This is a genomic window from Microbacterium sp. MYb64, assembly GCF_002979495.1.
Taxonomy (GTDB): Bacteria; Actinomycetota; Actinomycetes; order Actinomycetales; family Microbacteriaceae; genus Microbacterium; species Microbacterium azadirachtae_A.
This window is the reverse complement of record NZ_PCOW01000001.1, coordinates 397921-416581: the sequence shown is the minus strand read 5'-3', so window position 1 is coordinate 416581 and position 18661 is coordinate 397921. Positions and strand designations below refer to the sequence as shown.

The following is an 18661-nucleotide window of genomic DNA, read 5'->3' as shown; positions in this document are numbered from 1 at the left end:
CCGGGGCAGGGCGCGTCTCCGGCGGCCCTCCTCAGACCGCGCGCACGCCGTCCTTCCACACGGCGTCCACGAGCGGCACGCCGGGGCGGTAGGCCAGGTGCACGCGGCTCGGGCTCTTCAGCAGCACCACGTCGGCGCGCAGGCCGGGGGCGATGCGGCCGATGTCGGTGCGGCGCAGGGCCGCCGCTCCCCCGGCCGTCGCCGCGTGGATCGCCTCGGCGACCGTCATCCGCATGTCGCGCACGGCGACCGCGATGCAGAACGGCATCGACGAGGTGAAGCTCGAACCCGGGTTCGTGTCGCACGCGATCGCCACGGTCACGCCGGCGTCGATGAGCCGGCGGGCGTCGGGATAGGGCTGCCGGGTGGAGAACTCGACGCCGGGCAGCAGCGTGAGCACAGTCTCGGATCCGGCGAGCGCGGTCACGTCGTCGTCGGTGAGGTAGGTGCCGTGATCGATCGAGGCGGCACCGAGTTCGACGGCCAGCTGCACGCCCTCGCCGGGGCCGAGCTGGCTCGCGTGCACGCGGGGCTGCAGCCCGCGGGCGATGCCGGCCTCGAGCACGCGGCGCGACTGGGGCACGGTGAACGCGCCGGTCTCGCAGAACACGTCGATCCACTTGGCATGCGGAGCGCAGGCGTCGAGCATCTCGCCTGTCACGAGCGCGACGTAGTCGTCACCGCGATCGGCGTACTCGGCCGGCACGACGTGCGCGCCCAGGAAGGTGACCTCGGGGGTGACCTCGGCGGCGAGGCGCACCAGGCGCTCCTCGGTCGCGACGTCGAGACCGTAACCGCTCTTGATCTCCACGGTCGTGGTGCCCTGCGCGAGCATCTCGTCGAGGAATCCGCGCAGGCGGATCCGCAGTTCGTCGTCGGTCGCGGCCCTGGTCGCGGCGACCGTGGAACGGATGCCGCCGGCGGCATACTTCTGCCCCTGCATCCGCGCCTCGAACTCCGCGGCGCGGTCGCCGCCGAAGACGAGGTGGCTGTGGCTGTCCACGAAGCCGGGGATCACCGCACGCCCCTCGGCGTCGATCGTCTCCTCGGCGTCCGGCGCGTCCGCTGCCGGGCCGACCCACGCGATCCGGTCCCCGTCGATGAGCACCGCGGCGTCGTGCAGGGTGCCGCAGAGGTCGTCGCCCGCTGCGACATGCTCCGGGACCGGGGCGTTCGTCGTGAGCTCGCCGATGTTCGTGATCAGGGTCCGCATGTGTCCTCCGCGATTGGTGTCGCCACTGCTCGATCATGTCCCACTTTCGGCTCCGGACCCGGCTTCTGAGGAGCCAGCACCGGGCCATGGGCCGACCCAAAGTGGGACACGGTGGGTGGTCGCGTCCCGCCCTGCGCTCCCCCATCCCCCGACGAGGTGCGCAGAGCGGGACGCCGTCTGTGTCCGAGCCCGGCTCAGAGCCCCATCGGGACCTTGAGGCCGCGCTCGCGCGCGATGTCCTTCGCGTGGTCGTAGCCCGCGTCGACGTGACGCATGACGCCGGTGCCGGGGTCGTTCGTGAGCACGCGCTCGAGCTTCTCGGCGGCCAGCGCGGATCCGTCCGCCACGGTCACCTGTCCGGCGTGGATCGAGCGGCCGATGCCGACGCCGCCGCCGTGGTGCAGCGAGACCCAGCTCGCACCGGAGGCCGTGTTCAGCAGCGCGTTGAGCAGCGGCCAGTCGGCGATCGCGTCGGATCCGTCCTTCATGGCCTCGGTCTCGCGGTACGGGCTGGCGACCGAGCCGGAGTCGAGGTGATCACGGCCGATCACGATGGGGGCGGAGAGCTCGCCGGAGGCGACCATCTCGTTGAACTTGAGGCCAGCGAGGTGGCGCTCCTTGTAACCCAGCCAGCAGATGCGGGCGGGCAAGCCTTCGAAGTGGACCTTCTCACCGGCCTTCTCCAGCCAGCGGTGCAGGGCGGCGTCCTCCGGGAAGAGCTCCGCGATCGCGCGGTCGGTCTTGTAGATGTCCTCGGGGTCGCCCGAGAGCGCTGCCCAGCGGAACGGGCCGCGGCCCTCTTCGAACTGCGGGCGGATGTACGCCGGGACGAAGCCGGGGAACTCGAACGCGCGGTCGAAGCCGCCCAGGACCGCCTCTGCGCGGATCGAGTTGCCGTAGTCGAACACCGCGGCGCCCGCGTCCTGGAACGCGACCATGGCGGCGACGTGCGCGGCCATGGACTCACGGGAGCGGCGGGTGAACTCCTCGGGGTCGCGCTCGGCCTCGGCCTTCCAGTCCGCCACCGAGATGCCGAGCGGGAGGTACGCCAGCGGGTCGTGCGCGCTGGTCTGGTCCGTCACGATATCGATCGGGACACCGCGGCGGAACAGCTCCGGGAAGACCTCGGCCGCGTTGCCGACGATGCCGACGGACAGGGCCTCGCCTGCCTCCTTCGCGGCGACGGCGCGCGTGATGGCCTCGTCGAGGTCGGTGTAGTAGACGTCCAGGTAACCGTGGTCCACCCGGCGCGCGAGGCGCGACTCGTCGACGTCCACGATGAGGCAGGCGCCGTCGTTGAGGGTGACGGCGAGCGGCTGCGCGCCACCCATGCCGCCCGCGCCACCGGTGAGCGACAGCGTGCCCTTGAGGGAGTCCTTGCCGAGCGAGCGGGCCACGGCGGCGAACGTCTCGTAGGTGCCCTGCAGGATGCCCTGGGATCCGATGTAGATCCAGGATCCGGCCGTCATCTGGCCGTACATCATCAGGCCCTCGGCCTCGAGCTTGCGGAACTCCGGCCACGTCGCCCAGTCGCCGACGAGGTTGGAGTTGGCGATGAGCACGCGCGGCGCCCACTCGTGCGTGCGGAACACGCCGACCGGCTTGCCGGACTGCACGAGCAGGGTCTCATCGGGCTCGAGTTCGTCGAGGGTGCGCACGATCGCGTCGTACGCCTCCCAGCTGCGCGCCGCGCGGCCGGTACCGCCGTAGACGACGAGGTCCTCAGGATGCTCGGCGACCTCGGGGTCGAGGTTGTTCATGAGCATCCGCTTGGCCGCCTCGGCGCCCCAGCTCTTCGCAGTGCGCTCGTTGCCGCGAATCGCACGGATCGAGCGGGTCGGGTCCGACATGGTCGGCCCTTCGACAGGCTCAGGGACCGAGGTGGTGGTGGTGTCAGTCATTGGCGTGCTCCTTCGCAATCGCAGCGATGCGGCCGGACTGCACGAGCGCAGCGACGGCCTCCATGTCAGGGCTGAGGAATCGGTCGGGGCCGGGGCCTCCGGCCACGGTGCGGACGAGGTCGCGGACCGCGCCGGTGGCGGGGCCGGCCTCGAGCGGCGCGCGCAGGTCGAGTGCGCGGGCGCCGGTGAGGATCTCGATCGCGAGGACGCGGCCGAGGCCGTCGATCGCGCGGCGGAGCTTGCGGGCCGCGGCCCAGCCCATCGAGACGTGATCCTCCTGCATCGCGGAGGACGGGATGGAGTCGACCGACGCGGGCACCGCGAGGCGCTTGAGCTCGGAGACGATGCCGGCCGCGGCGTACTGCGCGATCATGAGGCCGGAGTCGACGCCCACCTCGTCCGCGAGGAACGGCGGGAGGCCGTGGCTGCGGGCGGGGTCGAGGGCGCGGTCGGTGCGGCGCTCGGCGACCGAGGCCACGTCGGCGACGGAGATCGCGAGGAAGTCCAGCACGGCGGCCACGGGGGCGCCGTGGAAGTTGCCGTTCGACTCGATGCGGCCGTCGCTGGTCACCACGGGGTTGTCCACGACGCTCGAGAGCTCGCGCTCGGCGATCGTGGTCGCGTAGGAGGCGGTGTCGCGGGCGGCGCCGTGCACCTGCGGCGAGCAGCGCAGCGAGTAGGCGTCCTGCACGCGGCCGTCGTCGGGGCCCTTGTGGCTCGCGACCATCGGGGAGGATCCGAGGAACGCGCGCAGGTGCGAGGCGGAGACGGCCTGGCCGATCTGCGGGCGCAGCGCCATGAGATCCGCGGCGAAGACCGCGTCGGTGCCGAGCTGCGACTCGATCGACATCGCGGCGGAGATGTCGGCCGTGATGAGGAGGTCCTCGAGGTCGTGCAGGGCGAGCACGAGCATGCCGAGCATGCCGTCGGTGCCGTTGATGAGGGCGAGGCCCTCCTTCTCCACGAGCTCGAGCGGGGCGATGCCCGCCATGGCGAGCGCATCGGCGGCGGGGACGAGGTCGCCCGCGGCGTTGCGCACGTCGCCCTCGCCCATGCTGGCGAGCGCGATGTGCGCGAGCGGGGCGAGGTCGCCAGAGCAGCCCAGCGAGCCGTACTCGCGGACGATGGGGGTGATGCCGGCGTTGAGCATCGCTGCGTAGGTCTCGACGACCTGGGGGCGCACGCCCGTGTGGCCGGAGGCGAGGGTCTGCAGGCGCAGCAGCTGCAGCGCGCGGATGACCTCGGTCTCGACCTCGGCGCCGGTGCCGGCGGCGTGCGAGCGGATGAGGCTCTGCTGCAGCTGACGACGGCGCTCGGGCGCGATGAACGTGGTGGCGAGGGCGCCGAAGCCAGTCGAGACGCCGTAGTGCGGGTGCGGATCCGCGGCCAGGCCGTCGATCACGCCGCGGGCGGCCGCGACGCGGTCCAGCGCTCCGGCGTCGATCGCGACGGGGGCGTGGTGGCGGGCGACGGCGACGACATCCTCGGGGCGCAGCGGCGCCGCACCGATGGTGACGGGGGAAGTGTGGGGCATGAGACGATTCCACACCCTCGTCTACCGCTCGGACAGGGCGTAGAACGACGTCCTGTCTGGTATTCCAGACAACTACCCGGAGCCGCGCATCGCTCGAATCGGGGCGCAGCTCGAGTGCACCGGACCCTGCCGATTGCACGGGAGCCTCGCGTCAACGACCCGTGCCCCCGGCAGCAACCCGTTCATTCGGCGGGCGCGGGAGCCGCACGAGCGCGGCCCCCAACGGCACATGACGCAGACGGGATCCAATGTGCGCACTGTCGAACGGATGGCGAGATCAGTGCAGATCGCACATGGTGGGTGGAGCGGTGCGTCACTAGCGTGAGCGGAACCATCCTCTTCCGCCCGAAGGAAACCACCATGGCCCGCATCGCGCCGCACGACGACTTCGCCCTCTCCCGCGTGACTCCCGAAGCGCGAAAGCCCTGGTTCGGCATCGCCGTGCAGCGCTTCGGCCAGGTCTCCGCACTGTCGCAGTTCCTGCTCGGCGCCACTCTCGGCTACGGGATGACCTTCGGCGACGCCGCCCTCGCGTTCCTGCTCGGATCCGTCATCCTCGAGGTCATCATGTGCATCGTCGGCTTCATCGGGCAGCGCGAGGGCCTGAACACGGCCCTCCTCGCCCGGTGGACCGGCTTCGGCGAGATCGGCGCCGCGCTCGTGGGCCTCGCGATCGGCATCAGCCTCATCGGCTGGTTCGGCATCCAGTCCGCGATCTCCGCGCAGTCGCTCGACGCGCTCATGCCCGGCGTGCTGCCGACCTGGCTGTGGAGCCTGCTGTTCGGCCTCGCCGTCACGGCCATCGTCGCCTTCGGCTTCCTCGGCATGCAGTGGCTCGCGAACATCACCGTGCCCCTGTTCCTCGTGCTCGTGGGCTGGTCCGTGATCTCCGAGCTCAGCCGGCACGACCTCGGCACGCTGCTTACCAGCCCCGCGCCGGGCCCGCACATCAGCGTCTGGGCAGGCACCGGCATCGTCGCGGGCGGCCTCATCGTGGGCGCCATCATCACGGGCGACATGACGCGCTTCAACCGCTCCCGCGCCGACGTGGTCAAGCAGACGGTCGTGGGCGTGACCCTCGGCGAGTTCGTCATCGGCCTCGCCGGCGTGCTGCTCGCCCACGCCGCACGGTCGGGCGACATCGTCGCGATCGTCACGAGCTCGGTGGGGCTGGTCGGCCTCATCATCGTCATCACCGGAACACTCAAGATCAACGACTGGAACCTCTACTCCTCGGCCCTGGGCCTCGTGAACTTCGTCTCCACGACCTTCGGCAAGAACCTGCACCGCGTGACGACGACGATCGTCCTCGGCGTCGTCGGATCCGTCCTCGCGGCCGCGGGGATCCTCGGGCAGTTCACCCAGTTCCTCATCGTGCTGAGCGTCGCGTTCCCGCCGATCGCGGGCATCATGGTCGCCGAGTACTTCGTCGTCCGCCGCTGGCGCGGCGAGCTCGACGCCAGTCGCGAGGAGGGCGTGCTGCCCGCCTCCGCGCCGCGCATCGTGCCGGCCACGATCGTGGTCTGGCTGATCTCCTCGCTCGTCGGCTACTTCGTGACCTGGGGGATCCCATCCCTCATCAGCCTGTTCCTCTCGATGGTCCTGTACATCGCAGCGGGCAAGCTGGGCCTCGTCCGCGGCGTCGGCGCCGTCCCCACCCGTCAGGCCGATCCCGCCGAGGCTGCGGCCGCCTGACCTCAGACTCCGTCGCGGGGTGCGGCGCCTTCCGACGCCCCGCGACGGGACCATTCGTTCCAGAACCACCGAGAAAGCGAGAACCATGCACATCGGCATCGACGTCGGCGGCACCAACACGGATGCCGTCCTCATGGACGGCGCCCAGACCCTCGCCGGGGTGAAGCACTCGACCACCCCCGACGTGACCGACGGGATCGTGCAGGCGATCGAGGATCTGCGCGCGCACCACCCGTTCGAGGGCTCCGACATCGAGGCCGTCATGATCGGCACGACGCACTTCATCAACGCGCTCGTGCAGGCCAGCCGCCTCGCGCCGACCGCCGCCCTGCGGCTCGGCCTGCCCGCGACCCGCGCCCTGCCCCCGCTCATCGACTGGCCCGGCGAGCTGGTCGAGGCCGCCCAGGCGCGCAGCTACCTCGCGCACGGCGGCTACGAGTTCGACGGCCGCCCGATCTCGCCGCTCGACCCGGAGGAGCTGCGCGGGATCGCGGAGGACATGAAGACCCACGGGATCCGCTCTGTCGCGATCTCCGCCGTGTTCAGCCCGGTCAACCACGACCTCGAGGTGCGCGCCGCGGAGATCCTCGGCGAGGTCCTCGGCGCCGACGTCGCGATCTCGCTCTCGCACGAGATCGGCCGGATCGGCATCCTCGAGCGGGAGAACGCCACGATCATCAACGCCGCGCTGCGCGAGCTCGCCTCGGAGATCGTCGACGGCCTCACCGCCGCCGTCCGCGCCCACGGCATCGAGGCGCCGATCTTCCTCAGCCAGAACGACGGCACGCTCATGGACGACGAGTACGTGCGCCGCTATCCGGTGGCGACCTTCGCCTCCGGCCCGACGAACTCGATGCGCGGAGCCGCCGCCACGAGCGGCCTGCAGGACTGCGCCGTGATCGACGTGGGCGGCACGACCGCGGACATCGGCCTGCTCGTGAACGGCTTCCCCCGCGAGACCGCGAACGAGGTCAAGGTCGCCGGCATCCGCACCAACTTCCGGATGCCCGACGTGCTCTCGCTCGGGATCGGCGGCGGAAGCATCGTCGACACGGAGACGGCCGAGGTCGGCCCCTCCTCGGTCGGCTACCGCCTGGGCACCGAGGCGCTCGTCTTCGGCGGCTCGACGCTCACCGCGACCGACATCGCGGTCGCGGCGGGACGCGCCGAGGTCGGCGACCCGGCGAAGGTCGCGCACCTCGATCCCGCCTTCGTGGCACGCGTGCTCGCGCGCATCGCCGAGCGCGTCGCGGAGGCGGTCGACCGCATGCGCACCTCCCCCGACCCCATCGCGGTCGTGGCGGTCGGCGGCGGATCCATCCTGCTGCCGGACGTGCTGGAGCCGTTCGGCCCCGTGCACCGCCCGGAGAACTACGCGGTCGCGAACGCGATCGGCGCCTCGATCGCCCAGGTCGGCGGCGAGATCGACAAGGTCTACGCGATCGCCCCCGGCGCGCGCGACGAGACCATCGCCGCGGTCCGCGCCGAGGCCGTCGACAAGGCGATCGCGGCCGGAGCGAAGCCGTCCACGGTGGCGATCATCGACTTCGACGAGGTCCCGATCCCGTACCTGCCCGGCAACGCGACGCGCATCCGCGCCAAGGCCGTCGGCGACCTGGACATGGGGGCCTGAGGTGGGCTGGCAGATCGACACCGCGCAGATCGAGGACCTCGCCCGCGGTGCCGCCGTGTTCGGCACCGGAGGCGGCGGCGATCCCTACATCGGATCCCTCCTCGCCCGGCAGGCGCTCTCGGGCGGGCCCGTCCCCGTCCTCGACCTCGCGGAGGTCCCGGACGACGCGCACGTGCTGTTCGTCGCGATGATGGGCGCCCCGACCGTCATGGTCGAGAAGCTCCCGAGCCTGGACGAGGTCGTCGAACCCGTGCGCGCGCTCGGCTCGCACCTCGGCCGGCCGGTCACCCACATCGCGTGCGCCGAGGTCGGCGGCGTGAACTCGACGATCCCGGTCGCGGCCGCCGCGGCGCTCGGGCTGCCGCTCGTGGACGCCGACGGCATGGGCCGCGCCTTCCCCGAGCTCCAGATGGTGCTGCCCACGCTGCTCGGCGTCACGGCCTCTCCGCTCGCTCTCAGCGATGAGAAGGGCAATATCGCGGTGCTGCAGACCGTCGACAACACCTGGACCGAGCGGATCGCGCGCGTCGCGACGGTCGAGATGGGCTGCTCCACGATGATCGCCGGATTCTCGATGACCGGCGCGCAGGCCCGTGCAGGTCTCGTCGGCGGCTCGCTCTCGCGGTGCATCACGGTGGGGCGGGCGATCGCGGAGGCCCGCGCGGCGAAGACGGATCCCGTCGAGGCCGCGGTCCGCGAGCTCTCCGGCCGCGAGCTCTTCGACGGGAAGGTCGTCGACGTGCAGCGCGCCACGACGACCGGATTCGCCCGTGGCCGCGCCCGGATCGAGGGCGAGGGCGGCGCCGCGCTCACCCTGCAGTTCCAGAACGAGCACCTCGTCGCCGAGGCCGACGGGCGGATCCTCGCGACCACCCCCGACCTCATCATGGTCGTCGAGGGCGAGTCCGGGGAGCCGATCACGACCGAGTCCCTCCGCTACGGCCAGCGCGTGCGCGTGCTCGCGGCCCCGGCCGACGAGCGCTGGCACTCCGCCGAGGCGCTCGCGATGGTGGGTCCCGGCTACTTCGGCTACGACATGCCCGCGCACCGCTTCGACGGGACCGTCTCGCACGGCGCCGGATCGAGCGGGGCGGAGCCGGCTCACGAGGCGTCGCGCGAGCGGATCGAGGCGCGATGAGCTGGCTGCTCACCGCGGCGGACCTCCCCGACCTCGCCCGCGGCGCCACGCTGCTCGGCACGGGCGGCGGCGGCGATCCCTACATCGGCAGCAAGCTCGTCGAACGGGTGCTCGGCGACGGCGCGATCACGATCCTGGATCCGGAGGAGCTCGCGGACGACCTGTTCGTGATCCCGACGGCGCAGATGGGCGCACCGACCGTGATGATCGAGAAGATCCCGGCGGGCACCGAGCCCACGCTCGCGCTGCGGGCGCTCGAGGCGCACCTTGGCCGCACCGCCGACGCCACCATGCCGATCGAGTGCGGCGGGATCAACTCGATGATCCCGCTCGTCGTCGCCGCCGAGACCGGGCTTCCGGTGGTCGACGCGGACGGCATGGGCCGCGCGTTCCCCGAGCTGTCCATGGAGACGTTCGCGGTGTACGGCGTGCACGGCTCGCCCCTCGCCCTCGCCGGCGAGCGCGGGGAGACGGTCATCATCGACACCGGCGACGACGACCGCCAGATGGAGTGGCTCGCCCGGGCGATCACCATCCGGCTCGGCGGCGTGGGCCACATCGCCGAGTACGCGATGACCGGCGCGGACGTGCGCCGCACCGCTGTCCCCCGCACGATCTCGATGGCGCTCGCCCTCGGGCGTGCGATCCGCGAGGCCCGCGAGCAGCACCGCTCCCCCTTCGAGGCGATCGCCGACACGCTCTCCCGCACCCTGTACTCCCACCTGCGCGAGCTCACCGTGGGCAAGGTCGTCGACGTCGAGCGGCGCACCACCGAGGGGTTCGCGAAGGGACGCGCCGTGATCGCGCCGCTCGAGGGCGAAGGCACGTTCGAGATCCTCTTCCAGAACGAGAACCTCATCGCGCGACGCGACGGCGAGGTCGTCGCGATCGTGCCCGATCTCATCTGCGTCGTGGATCACGAGATGGCCGAGCCGATCACGACCGAGGGGCTGCGCTACGGCCAGCGCGTGCGCGTGCTCGGCATCTCGACGCCGGACATGATGCGCACCGAGGGCGCACTCGCAGCCTTCGGACCCTCCGCCTTCCGACTCGCCGAGCCGTTCCTCCCTGTCGAGCGGCTCGGCGCCTGAGACCGGCCCTCTCCGCAGCCGACACGCCGAGGCCCCCTCTGCGCATCCGAACCCCTCCGCAGGGACGCAACTGACGGGGGGTCTGGGTCGCCTGAGGGGGTCTCGGCGAACAAGACCGGAAAGCTACTCTGGGACGATGGCGTGGCGACTGCGACCCGAGGACGTGACCGCGCTCGCGCTGGGCTGCGCGCTGCTCGGCTCGGGCGGCGGCGGCACGACCACCATGCTCGAGCTCATGCTCGCCGGCGTCGACTCCGGTCCGCGTCCGCTCGTGGACGTGGACGAGCTGGATCCCTCGACGCCCTGCTTCGGCGCCGCGTTCGTGGGCTCCACGATCCTGCTCGGCGAGCGCATGCCGGGCCTCGCGCCGTTCGGGCGCCTGGTGGCCGCGGCGGAGCGCTGGCTGGGCACGCGGATCCCCGCTGTCTGCTCGATCGAGGGCGGCGGCCTGAACAGCCTCGTCCCGTTCCTGTTCTCCGGCGAGCGCACGATCGTGGACGCCGACTGCACCGGCCGCGCCGTGCCGGAGCTCGATCAGATGTCGCTCTTCGTCGACCGGGTGCCGGGCCTCGTGTTCACCTGCGAGAGCGGCGCCGGCGGAGTCGCTCTCGTCGAGACGGATCGTGCCGTGGACGCGGAGCGCATCGTCCGCTCGGCCATCATCCAGGCGGGAGGGAGCGGCGCGGCCGTGCTCGCCGGGTTCACGGTCGGCGATCTCCGCGAGCACGCGATGCCAGGACACCAGCGGCGCGCGCTCGCGCTGGGGCGCGCCTTCCTCGCGGCGCGCTTCACGTCCCCGGCCGAGCTCGCCGCGGGGCTCGGGGCACGCCTGCTGACCGAGGGACGGATCGACCGGATCTCCCCCCACCACGCCGATCCGCACGTGCAGTCCGTCGAGATCGCCGGCCCCGGCGGCGCGGTCGACCGCGTGGTGACCCGATCGGAGTCCCTCGCCGTGCTCAGCGACGGCGCACTGCTCGCCTCCGCGCCGGCGATCATCGTGGTCCTCGACGCCGCGTCGCGCGAGATCCTGCAGGTCACCGACCTCGTTCCGGGACGGCGCGTGGTCGTGCTCTCGCTGCCGGCGCCCGACTGGTGGCTGGAGCGTCCCGAGCGCCTGCGCCGTGTGCTGCCGTCGACGTACGGTCTCGCCGAACTGGACGCCGCATGACCGCCCGGCTGTCCCTCGCGGGCCTCCGCGCGCACCCCGAGAACGGGGGCCTGCGCCGGATCGCAGGACCAGAGGACGCCGCGTGGGACGCGGTCGCCGTGGAGTCGGCGGAGGCGGATCTGCCGGTTCTGCCCGACGGCGGCCTCGCGGTGCTGCTCGACCCCGCACCAGAGACGCCCTGGCAGCAGGACGCGATGCTGCGCCGGATCCGCGAGCGCGGCTTCCGCGGCGTCGCGCTGCCGGGCGCCGCCGGGTTCGACCAGGGTGCGCAGCGCCTCGCGGATCGGCTGGGGATCTGCCTGCTCGACGTGGAGCGGCCCATCGTGCTCGCCCAGGCCTGTTGGATGCTCGTGCAGGCGCAGGACGCGCTCACCCTCTCGCACGTGCGCAAAGTGGCGCGCTCCTTCGAATATCCGGCCCGGGATCTGCCGGATCTGCTGCGCCAGGTCTCCGCGACGCTCGGCCATCCGCTCGCCCTCGTGGACGGCACCGACGTGCTGCATTCCTCGGGCGGCGAGCTCGATCCCGCGCTGCACGCCGCGATCGACTTCCGTCCCTGGATCGACATCGCCCACGCGGGGAGCCATGCTGCGGCCTCCGTCCGCGTGGACAGCCCGAGCCGGCCCGGTCTGCGCCTGGTCGTCTTCGGAGAGGGTCTGAGCGAGAACCAGCTCGCCGCGCTCTCGGTCGCCGCCGAGGTCGCGATGCCGGCCGTCGCGGCGCGGATCCTCATCGACGAGGTCGCCGAGGTGAACGACGTCTCCGCCTCGTCCGCGCTGCTCCGCGACTTCGTCGACGCCCGGGGCCTCGCCGACGACGACATCGAGCGCCGCATGGGCGAGCGCGGCTGGCGCACGAGCGGACATCATCTCGGCTTCCGGATGGTCGGGCGGGGCCGGCTGGATCCGCTGCCGCTGCTCCGCGCCGTGCGCGCGGCCCTCGGCGGGATCGCGGCGGAGGCGCACGTCACCACGGCCGGGCGCGGGCTGAGCGGGTGGCTCGCGTTCTCGGAGGCGCCGGATCCCGCGACCGTCGAACGGCTCGCGCGCGGGCTGCGCGCCCTGCACCGCGAAGTGGGCCGCTCCTTCGCGGTCGCGACGGGCGTCGGCTCGCTGCAGCGCGGCCCCGCGGGTCTCGCCGCGACGCTGGACGAAGCCGCGGACGCGGCCCGGATCGCGGCGTCGCGCTCGGCAACGGGCTGGTTCGTCCGCGTCGACAGCCTCGGGCTCGAGCAGTTGCTGCTGGCCTGGACCGGCAACGACACGTTCGTGCCGGCGGCCGAATCGCTCCTCGCGCCGCTGCGGGGCGCGACCGGGGATCTGCTGCGCACGCTTTCCGCCTATCTCGACCAGGAGTCGAGCCTGGTCGCCACCGCCGAAGCGCTGAACCTGCATCGCAACACGGTCGCGGTGCGGATCCGGCGGGTGCAGGAGCTCCTCGGCGTCGATCTGACGGATCCCGAGACGCGTCTCGCGATGCACCTCGCCTGTCGCGCCGTGCTGGCCCCCGCGTCCGGCGACGGCGTCACGGCACGACGCGAGCATGGGATCCTGGGAGCGTGAACGCCGATCGCACGGACAACGGCGCCGGGACGGGCTCGCCCGCGAACGCCCCCGACGACCGGCCTCAGGTGCCCGCCGCCGAGCACACCCTGCGGATCCTGCGGTTCCTGGCCCGGCGTGCGGGCCCGGTCGCGGCGTCCGCCCTGGCCCGCGAGCTCGACATCCCGCGTTCCACCGTCTACCACCTGCTCGCGACCCTCGAGGCCCACGGCTTCGTCGTGCACCTTCCGCAGGAGCGCCGCTGGGGGCTCGGCACGAGCGCCTTCGAGCTCGCCGGCGGATACGCGCGGCAGGAGCCGCTGGCCCGGCTCGGACGACCACTGCTGGCCGGGCTCGCCGACCGGCTGGGCGAGAGCGCGCACCTCGCCGTGATGACCGGCCGCGACGTGCTCTACATCGTCGAGGAGCGCGCCCTGCGGCGCCCGGCCCTCATCACCGATGTCGGCGTGCGCCTCCCTGCGCACCTCACCGCGACCGGCCGGGCCATGCTCGCCGCGCTCCCCCGCGAGCAGGTGCGCGCCCTGTACCCCGACGCCGCCGCGTTCGCACAGCGCAGCGGCGGCGGCCCTGCCCGGCCGCGCGAGCTGAACGAGCTGCTGCGCGAAGTGCGCCGCGACGGCATCGCCCGGGAGGACGGCGAGGTCACCGCGGGTTTCCGGTCGGTGGGCGTCGCGGTGCGCGACCACGTCGACTGGCCCGTCGCCGCTGTGGCCGTGACCTGGGGCGAGGAGGCGTCGGTCGACGAGTCCGCGATCGTCGACGCGGTGACGGAGACGGCCCGGCAGCTGCAGCGTCGGCTGGGCTACGGAGCACGCGCCGGTTCCTGATCGCTCCCGTCGCGGAAACTGCCGGATCCTGATCGCTCCCGTCGCGGGGAACGCCGGATCCTGATCGCTCCCGTCGCGGAAACTGCCGCTTTCCCGTCTTCTCAGCGGCAGTTCATGCGACGGGAACGGGGGGGGGACGGTGTGCTCCGTGCCGGGCGTGCCCGGATCAGCCCCGACGGATACGCCGGCACAGGGCCCGGCGAATGGCCCGGCTCGGGGCCGGCGCACGGCCCGGCGCCGGCCCGGCGTATCCGCGGGCTCCCGTCGCACGGATTGCCGGATCCGATCGCTCCCGTCGCGGAAACCGCCGCTTTCCCGTCGGCTCAGCGACGGTTCTTGCGACGGGAGCGGGGTGCGACAGGAGCGGGGTCCACGGGTGCACGGCTCCCGCACAGGCCTGGGCGGGAGGATCGATCCGTGCGCACATCGGCGGATCCTGCGCGGCTGCGACGCGTCGCCGTGATCGCGGGCGTCGTCGGCATGCTCGCCGGCATCGCCGGATCCTGGATCCCGTCGTTCTGGGGCGACGAGGCGGCGAGCATCATGTCCGCCTCCCGCACGTGGCCGGAGCTCTGGCGCATGCTGCAGACGGTCGACGGCGTGCACGGCGCGTACTACGCGTTCCTGCACGTCTGGATCGGGCTGTTCGGCGCGAGCGAGTTCTCGGTGCGCCTGCCGAGCGCGATCGCGGCCGGGTTCCTGGCCGCGGGAACGGCCGTGCTCGCCGGCCGGTTCGGCGGGCCCCGGCTCGCCCTGGCCTCGGGACTCGTCGCGGCGCTGCTCCCGCGGACCGCGGTGATGGCGGCGGAGGCGCGCTCGTACGCGATCGGATCCGCGATCGCCGTCTGGCTCACGGTGCTCCTGCTCGCGCTGCTGCAGCGCCGACGCCCGTGGTGGCTCTGGGCGGCTTACGCGGCGGGCACGGCCGCTGCGATCTACGTCTTCCTGTACCTCGCGCTGCTGCTCGTGGTGCACGGGGTCTTCGTGCTGGTCTTCCACCGCCGGGTCCTCTGGCGGTGGCTGGCGGGGGCCGCGGCCGGCGTGCTGCTGGCGCTGCCGATCGTGCTGGTCGCGGCCGCTGAGCGGAACCAGATCGGCTTCCTCGCCTACCGCGACTACATCACTCCGCTGAACGTGCTCGCGCTGCAGTGGTTCGACCCCGCGACCGCCTGGCCGTGTCTCGCGCTCATCGCGCTGGGCGCTATCGCCGCGCTCCGCGCTCGCAGACGGGACCCCGGCGGATTCCGGCTGAGCGCGCTGGCGCTGCTCTGGCTCGTGCTCCCTACCGCCGCCGTGCTCATCGAGAGCACGCTCATCGCCCCCATGTACACCGTGCGCTATCTGTCGTTCTGCACTCCGGCGGCCGCGATCCTCGTGGCGATGGGGATGCTGACCGCGGCCGGATGGATCGCCCGCTGCACGCCGCTGGCCGCCGCGACGGCGACCGGGATCCTGCTCGCCGTCGTCCTCGCCGCGTTCGTCCCGAACCTGCTCGTGCTGCGCGGTCCCTATGCGAAGGACGGCAGCGACTGGCGCGCGGCCGCCGGCTACCTGCACGCCCACGCCAAGCGGGGCGACGCCGTCGTGTACGACGACCGCCCGAAGGACTCGGAGAAGCCGCGCCTCATCACGGCGATCCACCGCGCCGACGTCGCGGGACTGGGCGACCCCGCCCTGCTCGCCTCGTTCCGCACCCAGCCGGGTCTGTGGGACCGGACCCGTCCCAACGACGCGCTCACGGCCGCCGACCTCACCCCCGAGGTCTGGGCGCTCGAACGCGGCCCCGATCCGGAGCACTCCCCCGATGTCCGGCATCTGGAATCGCTCGGCTACCGGATCCTCTCGTCGCACCGGATCAACGTCACGACCGTGCTGCACCTGGAACGGTGAACGCTCCTCGGCGACTGCGTGCCAGGACCCCCGCCGACTCTCAGGCCGGCACGTACATGACGACCGTCAGCCCCGGTGCATCCGCAGGCACGAGACTGTGGTGCTCGAACACGCGCCGGCCGTCCTTCGGATGCTCGAACACCCGCTGCCGGGAGGCGAAGCGCTCCACCGCGTGCTCGGCCCACTGGATCCGGAAGTCGTCGCTGACCTCGAGCAGACGCTCGATCAGCGCCCGGTGCCGATACGAGCTGAGCCGCACCCCCGATTCCGCCCGGAACTCGGCCAGGAAGCGCCTGCTCTCCTGATCCCAGTCCGGCAGCATGCGGCGCAGCCGCGGATCCGTGTAGATCAGCCAGAGCAGGTTGCGATCCCCGGGGTCCACGGTTCCGATCGGCTCGTAGAGGCGCGCGTAGGGGGCGTTCCAGCCCAGGATCGCCCAGTCGCTCGCCACGACGAATGCAGGGAAGGCGAGCGCGTCGACGAGCCGCTGCAAATGATCCGGGATCCGCTCCGTCTCCTCGGCCGGGGCGTCCTCCGCGGGCCCCGCGAGCCGCACCACGTAGTCGAACTCGGCAGGGCTCAGCTGCAGCACGCGCGCGACCGCGCCGAGCACCTGGCGGGAGACGCCGATGTCCCGCCCCTGCTCGAGCCAGGTGAACCAGCTCGCGCTGACCCCGGCGAGCGCCGCGACCTCCTCGCGGCTGAGGCCGGTGTCACCGCGGCGCGATGCCCGCGGCAGGCCCAGCGCGGACCGGCTCGCCGCCCGGCGGCGCGAGGCGAGGAACTCCCCCAGCTGCTCGCGGCGGGGCGTGCGCGGACGGATCATGGCCGGCACCCCCATGCAAGCGCTGCCGGTCTGTCATTCCCGTCGCAGAAGTTGCCGCTCTGAACACCGCATGGCGGCATCCTTTGCGACGGGAAGGATCCAGACCCCATCGGATCCGGATCGCCTTTCCGCTTCGCGCGACAGTCCATGTCGAAACAGTACTCCGAGTACTAGTACAAACCCTCCTCGCGGCCGGGCTCGGCAGAAGCACGCGACAGGTCCACAATGGTCACCATGGTCGCTTATCGCTCTCGCACGGTCACCCACGGACGCAACATGGCCGGCGCCCGCGCCCTCTTCCGCGCCGCCGGCGTCGACGGCAAGGATCTCGGCCGCAAGCCCATCATCGCCGTCGCGAACTCCTTCACCGAGTTCGTCCCCGGCCACACGCACCTCGCCCCGGTCGGGCGCATCGTGTCGGACGCGATCTCGGAGGCCGGCGGGATCCCGCGCGAGTTCAACACGATCGCCGTCGACGACGGCATTGCGATGGGCCACGGCGGCATGCTCTACTCGCTCCCGTCGCGCGACCTCATCGCCGACTCCGTCGAGTACATGGTCAACGCGCACTGCGCCGACGCCCTCGTCTGCATCTCGAACTGCGACAAGATCACCCCCGGCATGCTGCTCGCTGCCCTCCGCCTGAATATCCCCACCGTGTTCGTCTCCGGCGGCCCGATGGAGGCGGGACGTGCGACGCTCGTCGACGGCACCGTGCGCTCCCTGGACCTCGTGGACGCGATCAGCGACGCGGTGAACGAGAACATCTCGGACGCCGACATCCTGCGCATCGAGGAGTCGGCCTGCCCGACCTGCGGATCCTGCTCCGGCATGTTCACCGCGAACTCGATGAACTGCCTCACCGAGGCGATCGGACTCTCCCTCCCGGGCAACGGCTCGGTGCTCGCGACCCACACGGCCCGCCGCGCACTGTACGAGAAGGCCGGATCCCTCGTCGTCGACATCGCCCAGCGCTACTACGAGGGCGACGACGAGAGCGTGCTGCCGAAGAGCATCGCCACACCCGCCGCGTTCGGCAACGCGATGGCGCTCGACATCGCGATGGGCGGATCCACCAACACGATCCTGCACCTGCTCGCCGCGGCGCACGAGGCAGGGGTCGACTTCGGCCTCGCCGAGATCGACGCGATCTCGCGCCGCGTGCCGTGCCTCGCGAAGGTCGCGCCGAACTCGGCCGGCGGGCGGATCTACTACATGGAGGACGTGCACCGCGCCGGCGGCATCCCCGCCCTCCTCGGCGAGCTGCGCCGCGGAGGCCTGCTCGACGACCAGGTGCACACCGTGCACGCGGCGACGCTCGGCGAGTGGCTGGACGAGTGGGACATCCGCGGCGGATCCGCGTCGGAGGTGTCGCAGGACCTGTGGCACGCCGCCCCGGGCGGCCGCCGCTCGTCGACCGCGTTCTCGCAGTCCGAGCGCTGGGCCTCGCTCGACACCGACGCCGAGGGAGGCTGCATCCGCGACGTCGCGCACGCCTACTCGAAGGACGGCGGCCTCGGCGTGCTGCACGGCAACATCGCCGAGAACGGCGCCGTGGTGAAGACCGCGGGCGTGGACGAGTCGATCTGGACGTTCTCCGGTCCCGCCGTGGTCTGCGAGTCGCAGGACGAGGCGGTCGAGAAGATCCTGAACAAGCAGGTCAAGGAGGGCGACGTCGTCGTCATCCGCTACGAGGGCCCCAAGGGCGGCCCCGGCATGCAGGAGATGCTGTACCCGACGTCGTTCCTCAAGGGCCGCGGCCTCGGCAAGGCCTGCGCGCTGATCACCGACGGGCGCTTCTCCGGCGGCACCTCCGGCCTGTCCATCGGGCACGTCTCGCCCGAGGCGGCCGCGGGCGGCATGATCGCTCTCGTCGAGGACGGCGATATCGTCTCGATCGACATCCCGACCCGCAAGCTCGAGCTCGAGGTGCCCTGGGAGGTCCTGGAGCGCCGCCGCGAGCACCTCGAGGCCAACGGAGGCTACCGCCCGAAGAACCGCGTGCGCGAGGTCAGCCCCGCGCTGCGCGCCTACGCGCATTTCGCCCAGTCGGCCGACAAGGGCGCGATCCGCATCGTCCCGGAGCTCTGAGCCCGGCCCGATCTCTCCGAGTCGTCCCCGTCAGCGGCGCCCATAGGGTGCACTGACGGGGACGACTCGGTTTCTGCGCCACCGGGAGG

General features: G+C 72.3%; 13 protein-coding genes. 9 read left to right on the top strand and 4 right to left on the bottom strand.

The features are described from left to right. Positions 1-31: 31 nt before the first annotated feature. The 3 genes from hutI to hutH all read right to left on the bottom strand — a co-directional run bounded on the left by hutI (position 32) and on the right by hutH (position 4648). The gene (gene hutI, locus CQ044_RS01950) at positions 32-1213 is read right to left on the bottom strand and encodes an imidazolonepropionase (protein WP_105686451.1); all 1182 of its coding nucleotides are present in this window, start codon (positions 1211-1213) and stop codon (positions 32-34) included. 194 nt (positions 1214-1407) lie between these two features. After that, positions 1408-3114 (bottom strand): urocanate hydratase, encoded by a 1707-nt coding sequence (hutU, locus tag CQ044_RS01945; RefSeq protein ID WP_374954842.1) that lies wholly within the window; start codon positions 3112-3114, stop codon positions 1408-1410. Continuing rightward, positions 3107-4648 (bottom strand): histidine ammonia-lyase, encoded by a 1542-nt coding sequence (gene hutH / locus CQ044_RS01940; RefSeq protein ID WP_105686449.1) that lies wholly within the window; start codon positions 4646-4648, stop codon positions 3107-3109. Before hutH ends, hutU begins: the two co-directional genes overlap by 8 nt. Before the next feature lie 360 nt (positions 4649-5008). Between hutH and CQ044_RS01935 the strand changes: the two genes are divergently transcribed. From CQ044_RS01935 to CQ044_RS01900, 8 genes are all read left to right on the top strand, one after another. Continuing rightward, positions 5009-6343, top strand: a complete 1335-nt coding sequence (locus tag CQ044_RS01935; protein WP_105686447.1) for a cytosine permease — start codon at positions 5009-5011, stop codon at positions 6341-6343. A gap of 85 nt (positions 6344-6428) precedes the next feature. Continuing rightward, positions 6429-7976 (top strand): hydantoinase/oxoprolinase N-terminal domain-containing protein, encoded by a 1548-nt coding sequence (locus CQ044_RS01930; RefSeq protein WP_105686446.1) that lies wholly within the window; start codon positions 6429-6431, stop codon positions 7974-7976. A 1-nt stretch (position 7977) separates the two neighbouring features. Continuing rightward, positions 7978-9114, top strand: coding sequence for a DUF917 domain-containing protein (locus CQ044_RS01925; protein ID WP_105686445.1), 1137 nt, complete (start codon positions 7978-7980; stop codon positions 9112-9114). After that, entirely contained in the window at positions 9111-10205 is a 1095-nt protein-coding gene (locus CQ044_RS01920; protein WP_105686444.1) for a DUF917 domain-containing protein, read from the top strand. The genes CQ044_RS01925 and CQ044_RS01920 overlap by 4 nt, the downstream gene beginning before the upstream one ends. 136 nt (positions 10206-10341) lie before the next feature. Beyond that, positions 10342-11376 carry a DUF917 domain-containing protein gene (locus CQ044_RS01915; protein ID WP_105686443.1) on the top strand — a complete coding sequence of 345 codons (1035 nt, stop codon included), beginning with the start codon at positions 10342-10344 and terminating at the stop codon, positions 11374-11376. Then, positions 11373-12938 (top strand): CdaR family transcriptional regulator, encoded by a 1566-nt coding sequence (locus tag CQ044_RS01910; RefSeq protein ID WP_105686442.1) that lies wholly within the window; start codon positions 11373-11375, stop codon positions 12936-12938. The genes CQ044_RS01915 and CQ044_RS01910 overlap by 4 nt, the downstream gene beginning before the upstream one ends. Before the next feature lie 68 nt (positions 12939-13006). Continuing rightward, a complete protein-coding gene (locus tag CQ044_RS01905) occupies positions 13007-13765 on the top strand; it encodes an IclR family transcriptional regulator (RefSeq protein WP_045273668.1) in 759 nt (252 codons plus the stop codon). 417 nt (positions 13766-14182) lie between these two features. Then, positions 14183-15655 carry a glycosyltransferase family 39 protein gene (locus tag CQ044_RS01900; RefSeq protein WP_181158144.1) on the top strand — a complete coding sequence of 491 codons (1473 nt, stop codon included), beginning with the start codon at positions 14183-14185 and terminating at the stop codon, positions 15653-15655. 40 nt (positions 15656-15695) lie between these two features. Here CQ044_RS01900 and CQ044_RS01895 read toward each other — a convergent pair whose 3' ends face one another. Continuing rightward, positions 15696-16481 carry a helix-turn-helix transcriptional regulator gene (locus CQ044_RS01895; protein WP_181158143.1) on the bottom strand — a complete coding sequence of 262 codons (786 nt, stop codon included), beginning with the start codon at positions 16479-16481 and terminating at the stop codon, positions 15696-15698. Positions 16482-16715: 234 nt separating this feature from the next. On the opposite strand from CQ044_RS01895, the gene ilvD reads away from it, so the two are divergent. Next, a complete protein-coding gene (ilvD, locus tag CQ044_RS01890; RefSeq protein ID WP_105686544.1) occupies positions 16716-18572 on the top strand; it encodes a dihydroxy-acid dehydratase in 1857 nt (618 codons plus the stop codon). Positions 18573-18661: the final 89 nt, after the last annotated feature.